Annotated in this window: 10 protein-coding genes, 1 tRNA gene and 1 pseudogene; 5 read left to right on the forward strand and 7 right to left on the reverse strand. The window is 62.2% G+C overall.

Annotation, left to right across the window (positions count from 1 at the left end):
• The first annotated feature begins 26 nt into the window (after positions 1-26).
• Positions 27-698, forward strand: a complete 672-nt coding sequence (locus BCL79_RS10730) for a VOC family protein (protein ID WP_121040708.1) — start codon at positions 27-29, stop codon at positions 696-698.
• A 65-nt stretch (positions 699-763) separates the two neighbouring features.
• Here BCL79_RS10730 and BCL79_RS20320 read toward each other — a convergent pair whose 3' ends face one another.
• The 3 genes from BCL79_RS20320 to ubiA form a co-directional block, all read right to left on the reverse strand.
• The gene (locus tag BCL79_RS20320) at positions 764-907 is read right to left on the reverse strand and encodes a hypothetical protein (protein ID WP_183073722.1); all 144 of its coding nucleotides are present in this window, start codon (positions 905-907) and stop codon (positions 764-766) included.
• 267 nt (positions 908-1,174) lie between these two features.
• Entirely contained in the window at positions 1,175-2,566 is a 1,392-nt protein-coding gene (locus BCL79_RS10735) for a short-chain fatty acid transporter (protein ID WP_121041322.1), read from the reverse strand.
• Between the two features lie 218 nt (positions 2,567-2,784).
• On the reverse strand, positions 2,785-3,678 hold the full coding sequence (gene ubiA / locus BCL79_RS10740; RefSeq protein WP_121040710.1) for a 4-hydroxybenzoate octaprenyltransferase: 894 nt from the start codon (positions 3,676-3,678) through the stop codon (positions 2,785-2,787).
• Between the two features lie 158 nt (positions 3,679-3,836).
• On the opposite strand from ubiA, the gene BCL79_RS10745 reads away from it, so the two are divergent.
• Positions 3,837-3,913 (forward strand) — tRNA-Arg (locus BCL79_RS10745).
• 171 nt (positions 3,914-4,084) lie between these two features.
• Positions 4,085-5,013: pseudogene (locus tag BCL79_RS10750) on the forward strand (IS3 family transposase).
• A 389-nt stretch (positions 5,014-5,402) separates the two neighbouring features.
• On the opposite strand, the gene BCL79_RS10755 reads toward BCL79_RS10750, so the two are convergent.
• Complete coding sequence (locus tag BCL79_RS10755; protein ID WP_121040712.1) at positions 5,403-6,311, reverse strand: hypothetical protein; 909 nt, start codon at positions 6,309-6,311, stop codon at positions 5,403-5,405.
• A gap of 97 nt (positions 6,312-6,408) precedes the next feature.
• Here BCL79_RS10755 and BCL79_RS10760 point away from each other — a divergent pair, with 97 nt between their 5' ends.
• Both BCL79_RS10760 and BCL79_RS20495 read left to right on the forward strand, forming a co-directional pair.
• Positions 6,409-7,275 (forward strand): hypothetical protein, encoded by an 867-nt coding sequence (locus BCL79_RS10760; protein ID WP_121040714.1) that lies wholly within the window; start codon positions 6,409-6,411, stop codon positions 7,273-7,275.
• A 1,044-nt stretch (positions 7,276-8,319) separates the two neighbouring features.
• Entirely contained in the window at positions 8,320-8,442 is a 123-nt protein-coding gene (locus tag BCL79_RS20495) for a hypothetical protein (protein WP_259462141.1), read from the forward strand.
• A 40-nt stretch (positions 8,443-8,482) separates the two neighbouring features.
• On the opposite strand, the gene BCL79_RS10765 is transcribed toward BCL79_RS20495, so the two are convergent.
• From BCL79_RS10765 to BCL79_RS10775, 3 genes are all read right to left on the reverse strand, one after another.
• Entirely contained in the window at positions 8,483-9,325 is an 843-nt protein-coding gene (locus BCL79_RS10765) for a hypothetical protein (protein ID WP_183073724.1), read from the reverse strand.
• 383 nt (positions 9,326-9,708) lie between these two features.
• Entirely contained in the window at positions 9,709-11,064 is a 1,356-nt protein-coding gene (locus tag BCL79_RS10770) for a Gfo/Idh/MocA family protein (RefSeq protein WP_121040718.1), read from the reverse strand.
• Between the two features lie 53 nt (positions 11,065-11,117).
• Positions 11,118-14,090, reverse strand: coding sequence for a TonB-dependent receptor plug domain-containing protein (locus BCL79_RS10775; protein ID WP_121040720.1), 2,973 nt, complete (start codon positions 14,088-14,090; stop codon positions 11,118-11,120).
• Positions 14,091-14,111: the final 21 nt, after the last annotated feature.

Below are 14,111 nucleotides of genomic sequence, written 5' to 3' on the forward strand. Positions count from 1 at the left end.
TGTATTTACGCGAGACTCCCACCATCATGCGTATCCACCAGATCGATCTTCCCGTGTCCGATGTCGCCGCCACCGTGGCGTACTTCCGCGATGAACTTCAGTTGCCGGTCGAGGGCTCGGCCGTGCGCATCGGCTGGAGCACCCTGCAGCTGCAACCCGCAGGATCGAATCCGGTCGGCGGTGTGCACCTGGCCTTCAACGTCCCAGCCAATCGATTCGAAGCGGCCACCGACTGGCTGAAAGCACGCGCCACCCTGCAGCGCGATCTGAAGGGCCATGACCACTTCACCTTCGATGGCCGCTGGGATTCGGAGTCGATCTATTTCACGGGGCCGGACGGGCTGATCCTGGAGTTGATCGCGCGGCGGCGCCTGCCTGCCGGCGAACGCCAGGGCGCGTTCCATGGCAGCGAGATGACCTGCATCAGCGAGGTCGGCCTGCCCGCTGAAGACGTGGCTGAGGTGCAGGCAAAGGCCCAAGCGGCGTTCGGGCTGGAGCCGCTGTCACAGCCCACGCCGCACTTCGCACCCCTCGGCGATGACGAAGGTCTGTTGATCGTGGTCGATGCGACGCGCCGCTGGTTCCCCGAGCAGAAAGTGCTGCCGAATGCGCGTGGCCTCCGCGTGGTGCTGCATGACGTGGTGCCTGGCGCGACTGTGGAAGACGCAGCACTGGGTTGGCACCTGCGCTCGGCCTGAGCAGGCCGCAGACGAACGAAGCCCCGCCGGAGCGGGGCTTCAGTTCCCATAACAGCCGGCTGGGCTCACTCTTCCTCGTCCTGCTGGGCGCCCTGCTGCTGGTTCTGGTTGCGCTGCTGCTGTTCCTGCTGCTGTTGCTGCTGCTGGCCGCGACCACGTTCCTGCTGCTCACCGCGCTGATTCGGGTTCTGCTGGTTCTGCTGAGCCATTTCGATTCTCCGGTCGCCGCAAACGGAATGTCGCGGTCGGGGCCATCCTCTGCAGCGCGAGGTTAACGACGTGTGGGGGTTTGTATACGAATTCGTCAACGTCTCCACGCCAACGTTTTCTGCAGGTACAAACCCCATGTCGCAGTAAGCGTTGGCCCGCATATGAACGGTTCGAATTCCCTTATGCCACCATCCCCCAAACGCCCCGGAGCGTGACTGAACAGGGCATCCCCGATCCTGCGGGTGGAGATGACGCGCAGATGACGATCACGGCATCACCGGCGGCACGTAGGTCAGCGTCATGCCGAGCAGCCACAGCAGGCCAAGCACCAGCGGGATGTGCACCAGCAGCTGGATGAAGGTGAAGCCGACGATGTCACGCGCCTTCAGCCCGAGCACGCCCAGCAGCGGCAGCATCCAGAACGGGTTGATCAGGTTCGGCAGCGCCTCGGCGGCGTTGTAGACCTGCACCGCCCAGCCCAGGTGGGCCTTGAGTTCGTTGGCCGCCTGCATCACGTAGGGCGCTTCGATGATCCACTTGCCACCACCGGACGGCACGAAGAAGCCGAGCACCGCCGAGTACACGCCCATCACCAGCGCGAAGGTGTCGGTGGTAGCGATATGCACGAACAGGGTGGACAGGCGATGCGCGAGGGTCTCATCGCCACTGCCGGTGGCGTGGGTGAGGATCATCGCGATGCCGCCATACAGCGGGAACTGGATCAGCACGCCGGTGGTGCTCGGTACGGCCTTGGCCACGGCGTTGAGGAAGCTGCGCGGGCGCCAGTGCAGCAGCAGGCCGAGCGAGATGAGCAGGAAGTTGTAGGTGTTGAGGTTGGCGATGGCGGTGACCACCGGCTTGCTCGCGAACTCGCCGAACAGCCAGCCGAACGCGAGCAGCGAGAGCAGCACGGTCAGCAGCGGGCTGTACTCCAGCCACTCGCCGGGGCGGGTGCGCGGCTGCAGCGGCTCGGCCTCGGCGCGGGCAGCGCCTTCGAAGTCCTTGGCGGTGCGCGCGGTGGCGGCGCCGGGTGCGGTCAGCCAGGCAATCAGCAGCGACACCAGGATCAGCGCGGATGTCAGCGCGATCGACTGCCACAGGAAGATGGTCTCGGTGAAGGGCAGCACGCCGGTGATCTCGACCAGTCCGGGCGGCATGCTGGCCGGGTTGGCCTGCAGCTGGGCGGCCGAGGAGCTCAGGCCCATCGCCCAGACCGCGCCGAGGCCAAGGTAGGCCGAGGCACCGGCGGCGCGGTAGTCCATGTTGAGTGCTTCGCGACGCGCCAGCGCGCGGACCAGCAGCCCGCCGAACACCAGCGAGAAGCCCCAGCTGAGCAGCGAGGCGAGCATGCTGATCAGGCCGACATAGACCACCGCGCCACGGCCGGTCTTGGGCACACGGGCCAGCAGCTCGATGAAGCGCGCCACGATCGGTGCGGTGGCGACCGCATAGCCACCGATGACCACGAAGGCCATCTGCATGGTGAAGGGGATCAGGCTCCAGAAGCCTTCACCGAATGCCGTGGCGGTGGCCTGCGGGGTCGCGCCGAAGCCCATCGCGGCGGCCGCGACGATGACCACGCCGAGCACCGCGAACACATAGGCATCGGGGAACCATTTTTCCGCCCAGGCGGCCGAGCGCAGTGCCGCGCGCGCCATCCAGCCGTCCTGCACCACTGTCGATGTGCTCATTGCCCCGCCCTCCCCGATCATTCATTGGGAGCGATTCTGGGCGTTGGGAACGGCGCTGTCAGTCGCCTAATGGTCGTAGTGCCGGGCGCTGCCCGGCTCTGCGAGGTGATCGGGAGCCGGCCAACGGCCGGCACTACCACTGCGCGCGTTACGAGTAGCACCCGATCGTTGGTCGGGTGGCCACCTCAGCGCACCCCCAACGACACCGCGATGCCGGCGAACAGCGCGGCGCCGACCCAGTTGTTGTGCAGGAAGGCCTTGAAGCAGGGGTCGCGCTCGCGCTTGCGGGCAATCCAGAACTCGTAGGCGATCAGCCCGGCGGCAACGCCGACGCCGAGGCCGTAATAGACGCCCAGCCCGGCGCGCAGGCCGACCAGCGCCATCGTGCCCAGGAACAGTGCGTAGAGAATCCCCTGGATGACCAGGTCCAGATCCCCGAACAGGATCGCGGTGGAATGCGAGCCCATCTTCAGGTCGTCATCGCGGTCGACCATGGCGTACCAGGTGTCATACGCGGTGGACCACAGGATGTTGGCGCCGTACAGCAGCCAGCCGATCACCGGCACCTCGCCCTGCACCGCGGCGAAGGCCATCGGGATGCCCCAGCCGAAGGCCATGCCGAGATAGACCTGCGGCAGGTGGGTGTAGCGCTTGAGGTAGGGGTAGCTGGCGGCCAGGAACACGCCGATGAAGCTCATGCCGATGGTGAGCCAGTTCAGGGTCAGCACCAGAGCGAAGGCGACGATCATCAGCCCTGCGAACAGCGCCAGCGCCTCACGGCCGGACACGGCCCCACTGGCCAACGGGCGGTCCTTGGTGCGCTTGACGTGCGGGTCCAGCCAGCGGTCGGCGTAATCGTTGATCACGCAGCCGGCCGAGCGGGTCAGCCAGACGCCGGCGGTGAACACGAACAGCGTCCACAGCGGCGGCAGCCCGCCGGAGGCCAGCCACAGCGCCCACCAGGTGGGCCAGAGCAGCAGCAGGGTGCCGATCGGGCGGTCGGCGCGCATCAACTTCCAGTAGTGCCGCCAGCGCGACGGGGGCGCCGCCTCGGGCGCTTCAAAACGTTCGTAAGCCATCGGTAAAGGATACCGCCTGGGCTGGCCGGGCGCGCCGCCGCCGGGCGCATCGGTGCAGGGGGCAGACCTGCGCGGCGTTTACGGATAGAATGCTCCTCCCGCGCCGCTTTGGCGGTCCGTGGCCCCATCAGGCGGCCCGGCGGGACGCAGGACACAACGCGCTCGTAGCTCAGCCGGATAGAGTAGTGGCTTCCGAAGCCATTGGTCGGGGGTTCGAATCCCTCCGGGCGCACCATCTGAACGTCTTACACCGTCCTATGAAGGCCGAATTTTCCTTTCAAATCAAGGATGTCGGCCTTTTTTGTGTCTGTTAGCGTCCCCGCTGAAATGCCGGCGTAAGCTCCCCCGGCAGCCAGACACCCGATAAGTAGAACTTTCTGGCATCTTTAACCAGCCAGGAGGTTGCATGCGCACATCAAAATTCACCGAGACGCAGATCATCACGATCCTCAAGCAGGGCGATGCCGGGCTTGCGGTGAAGGATTTATGTTGCCAGGCCGGCATGAGGCAGTGCGTTTCCCCACCGAGGTGCACGCGCGCCCCCTGAGCCGGTCCTGTGGTTACGTGGGTTTGTCTCGTGCGGCCTGGTATGCGCCGCCACTGGACTGGACCGTGCGCGATGCGGAGTTGATCTCGGCATTGGCCAGGCTGGTTGAGGAGCGGCCCAGTCGAGGTTTCTGGAAGTGCAGCGATCAACTACGCAAGAAGCGACCGGACTGGAATCCGAAGCGGATCTATCGGGTATACAAAGCGATGAAGCTCAACATGAGAAGAGCGGCCAAGCGCCGTCTGCCAAAGCGCGAGCGGGTGCCCCTGTATGTTCCCAGGCATCCAGATACCGTCTGGTCCATGGACTTCATGAGTGACGCGTTGGCCTGTGGCAAACGATTCCGAACGTTCAATGTGGTCGACGACTTCAACCGCGAGGTGCTGCATATTGAGGTGGATACATCACTCAACTCTGGTCGCTTGGTGCGCGTGTTCGAGCAGCTCAAACGTGATCACGGATTACCGCAGGTTCTACGGTCGGACAATGGCCCTGAGTCCCTGGGCGAAGCATTTACCCAGTGGGCCAAACTCAGCGGCGGCGCGCTGCGATACATCCAACCTGGCAAGCCCAACCAGAACGCCTTCATCGAACGCTTCAACCGCACGTTCCGTGAGGAGGTGCTGGACCAGCACCTCTTCGCACGCCTTGAGGACGTACGCGAGGCAGCGCATTGGTGGATGATCGATTACAACGAGATTCGTCCACATGACTCGCTCAGCGGCATGAGCCCCGTCGAGTACCGTACCGCTCACGCCAGAAGCTCTACTTTAGAAATGTCTGCTTGACGGGGGAACTTACGGCATCATCCGCGCACTGCGCGGGTGATGGTGCTGGGCCTTCGCATCGTCGGCTGGGCCGTCAACGCCACTACCGGACCCGCTTTGCATGCTGATCTTCCTCAGACCCTGACACGGCGGCATGCTCTAAGGTAAGTCAGCAGCAGGCTGCCCAGCGTGTCCTCAGCGAATGCAGCCAGTGGGAGAGCGAGGCCGTGCTCATCGTGTGCTGAGAGAACGCGATTGAATCTATTGATGGAGTTGAAGTCAGGATCATCCGCGGACGGTTGCGACTCCGGTCATTCGGTGCGCTCTGGCGCATACCATGCGAATCCCTGGTTGGAGGCTAACACCCGAGTTAAACTGCGCCGCGCAATGGAATCCCCTTGTATGAATTGCTAGGTTCCATTCTCGTAAAGGTCGGCGACATCTTCTTGGGAGAAACCAAACTCCACAATCCGAAGTAGACCTCCGGCAATTGCAGGTTGGAATTCCGAGAATAGGCGAGAAATCTGACTCGGTCGCGCTTCCTCGCCAGGCATGGTTACTAGCACTAGCGCCATGAAGACGTTAGACTTCTTTAAGGCTTTGTAGTGACTTAGCTTGGTGAGCATCACATACAGACGCTCTTTGAAGAAGATCACGCTGTACTGTGACACGACTCGAATCTCAACGAAAATCTCCGAATCTAGGGAGTTTAGGTAGGCATCGAAAATTGGAGATGAAGTGCTAACAGGATCCAGCACCTCAATCTGAGCCATTAGCTTCGCTTCTCGAACCACAGGAAATTGCTCCAAGTCATTAGCTTTGAGAAATCTCTCTATTGCTCTCTGTTCGAGCTTTCGTCGATCAAGTCTTGGGACGGCCGCTCGCGGAGCGGGCTCTTCCGGCGCGGCCTGTTCCGCATCTTGCTTTTCTTGGACCTCCGTCTCCTCGGCTGCTCTAACCGTGAACATCCGAGCAAGATCTTGAGGTAAACCAACTATGTTGGTGCTTGTTTGCCTTTGTGAGACAGTCGTGGCAATAGAAATTACCTGCGAGCGCAACTCACGGTTCTCAGTCTTCAGATCCGAGACTTCAGCCTTCTTCTTGTCGACTTCGCGAGAAAGTGAAAGTAGCGACCCTATTGAGAAGGCATTGAAGCTCTCGCTAAGAACTAGAACGACAAGCAGGGCCAGAACTAAAAGCACGCCGAGACCCAAGTCGCCGGCGGGTTGTAGATAGATAAATCTGTAGCCAATCCCAGCCGCTAGGAATATGCACAGCGCGATTATAAGTCCGCGGACGAACCAGTTGGTCCCTTTCAATTGACGCCTCCTTACAAAAGTGATGCAGACCGTGTCATGGTTGAGCCGAAAGCTTTTCCTTCCGCCTCTTAACCTAGTCCCGTAGAGATTACCCTCCATGACCCTCCACCACTACACCACTGCCACGACTCTTCCGCTAATCTTGGCCAATCGGTCCTTGCGCTTCACTCGCGCTGATCTGCTGGATGACGCCTCTGAAGTTCCATTTCACATGGCTTTGCTTGACCAGCGCAAGTTCTTCGTCAGCTCATGGTCGCGCGGCACCCATGGCGAGGCAGGCATGTGGGCACGGTATGCGGACGCTGATCGCGGCGTGCGGATCTCTTTGCCGGCGATTCGATTTCCTTGGTCGACGCTGAGCGTGGACGTGTCCCGCGCAACAGGCCTGATCAAAGAGGATGGCTCTCCCCGGATTATGGGATTGCGCATACGGGACGTCTACGCTCCATATGCGCAGAGGACACTATTCGGGAACGGCTACGTGATCGTGCCGTTGGGTACGAAAATGGAGACGACGTTCGGTTCTGATGTCCTGTACGCCGCCGATCCGATCGGGGAGGTCAGGCGCCGGGTGAAGCTGACCGATGAAGGCCTGAACCTCCAAGGTGATGCGACGTACGTGGCGCGAGTCAAGGGCATTGCATGGGCGGATCAGGCTGAGCACCGGTTTGTCATCAGCGCGGTGAAAGGGCCTGCGATGGATTACGGTACGGATGCGAGCAGTTACATCGCCGCCCTGCTGGATAGTATCGAAGCCGGCGCGGCCACAGGCTTTGCCGACTACAGTACCGAAGTACGCTATATCGATGTGCCGCTGGCAGAAGATGCGTTTGACGGGTTGGTGGTTACAACTGGGGCGGCGATGCCGTCCACCGTACGCGACGATCTTGAGCGCCGGGTCAAAGACTTGGTACCGACTGCCGTGTTCGAACAGTGCGCGCTGAAAGTCAGGCCGAAGCCCTGACCAGCCATGCCCCCGCAGCGTAGGTTATGCACACTGCCCGTTTTTCGTTGCCATGATGCGCTGTCGTAGAAATGCGCATGCGAGAAGTCCGCTCTCGGTCGGTAGGAGATGCTTATTCCTAGTGTGAAGTCGGCATGCTGATCAGCCAGCCGCATAGGGCCACCCAGCAGGCAAACTGCGCTGGGGCGTCCTGGCCTACGACGATTGCTGCATAGCTCCTCAGAGAAGAAATTCCTGAGCGCTTAGCCAGCCAAGCCCACGTTGTTGATAGAGCTTCCAATGGCGGGGTGGAGTGTGATGTGGAACGGGCGATCAGATGTCAAAGAGAGCAGTTCTACAGGCGCGCAGGCGTTACCACTGTACCACCTGTTACCATCGGCCGGCTGCCCCTTGAATACTACTAAGGCACTGATTTATATAGATAACATTGCCGCCGTTATCACTGTTAACGCTGTTACCGGTGCCTTCGGAATATCAGGAAAAACAATACAGCCCTGCAGAGTGAGCAATGAGTGCAAGGCGTTGTACCACAAGGGATTCTCCCGCGAGCGGCCAGTATCGGCGCAACGATGACTTGTTACCAGTAATCGGTTACCAATCATCATTAAATAGCGTTTCTGAAACACTCTATAGGTTGGGAGTTTCTTGATGGACCTATCGGACACCTGCTTTACTCGCTGCTTCAGCCATACTCTTCCCACCCAACCGCGCCCCCTTTCCAACACGCAGTGTTATTCCCTTTGGTGCAGGGTTTCGCGGGTAGACCGCTCCCATCCTGATCACCCTCAATGCGTTGCCTGGCCTGCCCGTGGCCGAGTGCAGGTGGTGCGGAAAAAGCAGCCTACAAAGCCCGCAGGCGTGGCGGGGAGACAACTGCGCGCGCCGGGGCATGCGTGCCCGGAACCGTTCACCAACGCCCGTCCCCAGCTTGCGCCCTGCGGCGCGGCTGCAGCCCGCTGTGGGACGTCACGCACTGGGCCGACCTCCGCCAAGCCGTAGCGCCGCCGTGCCGCACAGAGCGCCACAGGCTGCTAGATTGACGCCATGACTATTGCGCTCGTTTCGATCGTTGCCTTGGGAATGCTGGCTGCAACCGGCGGCCTGTTGGCGTGGGCGCTGAGCGCCATTTGCTCGTTTATAGCTGCGCTTCTGAAGCCGTCTGGTTGAAGAGCATGCCTGGAAGGTCCAGGTAGCGTCGACGTCGCGGCTACTCCGGCTTTATGTAGTCGCATTGAAGGTTGACCGGCTGCGGCATCCAGTCATAGATATATTCCTTCTCGTCAAGATCTGCGCAGCTAATAAGAAGCACGTTGGAGGATGGGTTGGTGACCACCTTCCTCGCGTAATAGCGCCACTGCCAAGGCTCCTTACCAGGTACAAGCCGCGAGACGTTGATCAACCCACAATCGCCGGCTGGCTCAGTGTCAGCCACGATCCATGCTTGAAGAGCGCCGTTCGAAAGCTGGGGCTTGAAAGTCTGACTGAATTGATAGGACCTGATTAGGCAAGTGCGCTGCTCTTGGTCCAATGACAGAGCAATGGCGCTCTTCATTCCGTCAAGCGAACGGGAAGCACACGACGATGCAATGAGGTTGGACCACTGAAGCATGTCCTGCCTTTCATTGGCCCCGATCTTCTCCAGCGGCTGCAATTTTTCCGCCTCTATGCGAGCGGCAGGCTTGCCCTGCAGCGCATTGGAGATGTCTGTAGCCATCGCACACAGCTCTTTCCACTGTTTGGTGTCATAAATTCCGGCTGGGCTCGTCCTGTAATCCTTGGCCAAGGACGCTTCCAACTCAGCTGCTTCCTTGGCAAGTCTTCGGCGCGCTTCCTCGGGCTTTGTCTGCTGCCGAATTCCTGTTTGAAGAAATGTGCAAGTCATCAAGCTATCGCGTGGTGGGGAGCATTCAAAATTCAACCACCCGCTTTCTTCCGTGTTGTAGACACGACCGCTGCTGGGAAAATCGAGTTCAGCAGCGCAAAGGGGGTCGGCAGCTGCGAGCGCAGCGAACATGCTTAAAGCCGCTCCAATAGATTTCGCAGATTTCATCAGACCCTATCCCAAAAGAGCGTGGCTAAAACTAGCAGAGCCTGCCCTTGCCGGACAACGGAATGGCTTGGCCACTACCGCCACCCGCGCCCTCATTGACTGCTGACTGAGCGTCATGTCGCAGGTGGACTGCCCAATCTGGTGACGGTAGCTTTGGCGGTAGCTGCATTGCGACCAACCGCCAAAAGCCTTCTGCGGCAACACTTTTAGGCCTTTGTTAGGATCCCTCCGGGGCACCATCCTTGCCATCTTCCCTTCGTTTATCACCCTGCCTGTGCTGATCGTGCACGGCGGTGGCTGCGCCATCGCCTGGGCTTACCCGGACAATGCGCGCACGGGCGGGCCGGTACACATCGGTACCGGCCCTGGGACGTCAACCTTCCTCAGTACGTCCCATCAAACGCGAAGATCGGCTTGCGCTGTTTCCACAGCCCGGCGGTGAAATCCGGGAATTCCAGCGTCTGGAAGCTGTTGGCGATGGACTGCTCGGACAGCGGCGTGATCGCGCTCCAGGTGATCGCGTCGTAGATGTCGATCGGCATCGGTGCCTTGGCCTTGAGGGCTTCCACGAAGGCATGGATGACGAACCAGTCCATGCCACCGTGGCCGGCGCTGGCAGCGGTAGCGGCATGCTGCTTCCACAGCGGGTGCTCGTACTGGTCCTGGTAGGCCTGGAACGGTTCCCACTTGTGCGGCGGGCTGCGGCCTTCGATGTGGATGGACTGGTTCACATCCATCCACAGGCCCTTGGTGCCCTGCACGCGGAAGCCCATCGAGTACGGGCGCGGCAGCGAGGTGTCGTGCTGCAGCAGGATGGTTTCGCCGTTTTCGCAGGCCAGGGTGGTGGTGACGATGTCGCCGAGCTTGAAGGCCACCTTGGTGCTCGGGTGGGTCGTGCCACCGCTCTTGGCCACGGTGTACTCGTGCAGGCCACGCGCCTTGCTGGCAAACGCGTTGATGTGGGTGAAACGGTTGCCACGGTTGATGCCGGTGTACATCGCACACGGGCCGATGCCGTGGCTGGGGTACAGCTCACCGTTGCGCTTCACCGAATGCTCGGTGCGCCAGCGTGCTTCGGACCAGCCCTTGGCACCGAACTCCACGCCGCTGTCATACGGCTGGCTGGGATCGCCGGAATTGAACTTCACCCCGCGCAGGTCGTGCTGGTAACCGCCCTGCAGGTGCACCAGTTCCCCGAACAAGCCCTGGCGCACCATCTGCAGCGCCGCCATCACATCGCGGCGATAGCAGACGTTCTCCAGCAGCATGTACGGCGTGCCGGTGGACAGCTGGGTCTTGAGCACGTCCCAGTGGTCCTGCAGGGTGATGCCGGCGACCACTTCGCAGCCCACCGCGACCTTGGCCTGCATCGCCGCGATCGCCATCGGTGCATGGTATTCCCAGGGCGTGGCGATGATCACGCCGTCCAGGCCGCGCTGCTCGATCAGCCGCTTCCAGGCGTTGACGTCGCCGTCCTGGCCGTACGCCTTGGGCGCCGGCTTGCCGGCCTTGGCCACCATGTCCATGCCGCGCTTGAGCATGATCGGCTCGATGTCGCACAGCGCGACCACCTCCACGTCATCGCGGCGGACCAGTTCCTTCAGCAATACCTGGCCGCGCATGCCGGTGCCGATCAGGCCCAGCCGCACCTTGCGCGCGCGTGCCCAGGCGGGCGTGTTGGGCAGCAGGCTGGTGGCGGCGACAGCCGCGCTGGCGGCGATGAATTCTCTGCGTTTCATGGACAGTACCTCGTGTGAAGATCGCGCCGGCCGGGACCGGCGCGGGGGAAGCATCAGAACTTATAGCCGACGGTGAGACTGTAGCCGCGACCGAAGATGGTGGCGTAATCGCTGGAATCGCCGAGGAAGCTGTTCGGGTCATAGAACGGCAGGCGGTCGAACAGGTTCTTGATGGTGAAGCCGACGTTCCAATGCGCATCCGGGCGCCAGGCCACGCTCAGGTTGGCGGTCCACCACGACGGGGCGCCATCGCACTTGCTCTGCTCCACCGGCAGGTAGCCGGCGGTGCAGGTCTGCGGGTTGTTGTCCTCCTCGTCGATCTGCTGCAGCGCCCACTTGGTGCCACCCACGTAGTTGACGAAGACACTGGTGGTGACCTGTTTGTAGCTCCAGTCCGCGTTCAACGTGGCGCGCAGCCGCGGGTTGTTGTAATAGCCGACCAGGTCGCCGTAGTACCAGCCGCTTTCATCATCCAGGTAGGAGCGGTTGCGGTTGGCGATGGTGGCGGCCACACCGATATTGAGGTTGCCCCACTCGCCCAGCGAGAATCGGCTGCGCGCATCGATGTCGAAGCCGTCGATCAAGGTCTTGCCACGGTTCTTGTACTGGCCCACCACGCTGGCCACGTTGCCCACGCTGTAGCCGGGCAGCGTGCCGGGACAGGCCACGCCGCTGGCCGGGTCGGCGCACATCGCCGCCAGGGCGGCCAGGTTGGCGCGGTCGCTTTCGGTGATCGGCGAACGCGTGGAGGAAATGATGTCTTCGTCGCGGGTGAAATCCGGGGCGACGATTTCATTGCTGCGGTAGATGAACCAGTAATCGGCCGACACCGACAACCATTGGGTCGGCTCGTAGACGAAACCGAGCGTGGTGATCTTGGCCTTCTCCGGCTTCAGGTCCGGGTTGGGCTGGGTCATGCGCGCCACCGTGCGGCTGCAATCAGTATTGAGCAGGGAGTTGCCGAGGTCGACGTCCCCGCCGCGCTGCGACCGCAGCAGGAGGTTGGCGATGGCGTTGGTCTCGTTGCAGCGCACTTCATCACGGTAGCCCCCCAACTGGGCGAACACGCCACCGTTGCCGGACTCGGCCAGGCTGGGGGCGCGGAAGCCGGTGGAGTAGGTGCCGCGCAGCATCAGCTGATCGAACATCTGGTACTTCAGGCCGATCTTCGGGGCCAGGTTGGCGCTGAAGTCCGGGTACTTGTCCACGCGCAGCGCGGCGTCCAGCTCCAGCTTCTCGGTGAGCGGCGCCACCGTCTCGGCGAACAGCGCATAGGTATTGCGCTTGCCGTCGAACCACGAGCCGCCCTGCTGGGTGATCAGGCCGTTGGCCGCATCCGGGTTGCCCGGGGTGTAGAAGGTTTCGCGGCTGGCGTTGAAGCCGAAGGCCGCACGCACTTCACCGGCCGGCATCTGGAACAGCGGGCCTTCGATCTTGCCGTCCAGCGTATGCAGGCGCGTCCAGGACTGGATGTCGAAGGTCGGGAATGCTTCACGGATCAGGGCGGCGTTGGCTTCGCTGATCTCACCGAACTTGTACGCCGGGTGATCGGAAATGATCACACGGCCGGTGCCCGGATCGACCGAGTACGGGCCGAAGGCCTTCTCGAAGCCGGCCAGGTTGACGTTGGTGGTCTGGTAGGTGACCGAGTGGCTGCCGGCCGTGGCAAACGCGGTTTCCCAGTTCCAGTCGCCGATGTCACCGCGCAGCCCGGCCACCACGCGGTAGCTCTGGTCGGTGTTGCGCTGGCCGAAGTGGTTGGCACCCACGTCCTGCAGCAGGTACTGCAGGCCGACCACGCCGCCCATCAGTGCCTTCAGTTCGGGCGAGGCGTTGTTGTATTCGTTGTTCGGGCCCAGGTAGGGATACAGGAACTGGTTGACCGTGGTGCCGGTGTTGCGCGAGAACCAGCTGGTCGGGTTGCCGGTGGTGGTGCCGTAGGCGCGCGGCGTACCGCCGTTGGCGGTCAGGTCGATGTCGGTGTAGGTGGCCTCGGCGAAGGCTTCGGTGCTGTCGCCGATCAGGAAGTGCGCGTTGACGTACGCCGTGTTGCGCTCGGATTTGGCGCCGGCGTCGATCTCGTTGTTCATCCACGTTTCCCAGATACAGCGGGGGCCGGCCGCTTCGCTGGTGAGCACGTTGTTGCAGCCCGGCGCGGCCTCCTGCACACGGCGGCCGGTGACCGGATCGAAGGCGAAGTAGCTGCCCGGGTTGAACTCGCCCGGCTTGCTGCCGGTGCCCAGGCGCAGGTTGGGCAGGTAGTTGGGGTTGTTGACGTAGTACTGGTCGGGCCGCTTGTCGTAGAAGTCGCTCAGCGGGATCGCATCGCGCCGGTACAGATTGACCGAGGCGTAGACGTTGTAGCGGTCTTCATCCAGATCGCCGAAGCCGGCGGTGATGCTGCCCTGGTGCTCGCCGTAGGAGCTGATCCGCGAGGATTTGTCCGTGGTGAGATTGATCTCCGCGCCCTGGTAGGAGCGTTTGGTGATCACGTTGATCACGCCGGCCACCGCATCGGTGCCGTACACGGCCGAGGCGCCGTCGGTCAGGACTTCCATGCGTTCGATAGCTGCGGCGGGGATCGCATCGATGTTGACGAACTGGGTCTGGAAGCCGGCCGGCGCGCCGTAGTAGGACAGACGGCGGCCATTGAGCAGCACCAGCGTGCCCTGTGCGCCGAGGCCACGCAGGTTGGCCTGCGAGGCACCATCCGAACCGGTGAACAGCGAGCGCGAGTCCTGCTGGCCCGGCCGCGCGGCGGGCAGGTTGTCGAGCACCTGCAGCAGGGTGCGCGCGCCCATGTTCTCGATGTCCTGCTTGCTGATCACCTGCACCGGCGAGGCGGTTTCCACATCACTGCGGCGGATGTTGGAGCCGGTCACCTCGATGCGCGACAGCTCGGTGGCTTTCGTATCGGGTGATGCGTCCTGGGCGCTGGCACTGCCGACCACCGCGACGGCCAGGCCGAGTGCGATGGACAAGGGGGTGGCGGTGATGCGGCGATGGCGATGGCGTTCGGTCAACATCTTTGGCTCCTTGTTCGATCC

Source organism: Stenotrophomonas rhizophila, from assembly GCF_003651185.1.
GTDB lineage: Bacteria > Pseudomonadota > Gammaproteobacteria > Xanthomonadales > Xanthomonadaceae > Stenotrophomonas > Stenotrophomonas maltophilia_Z.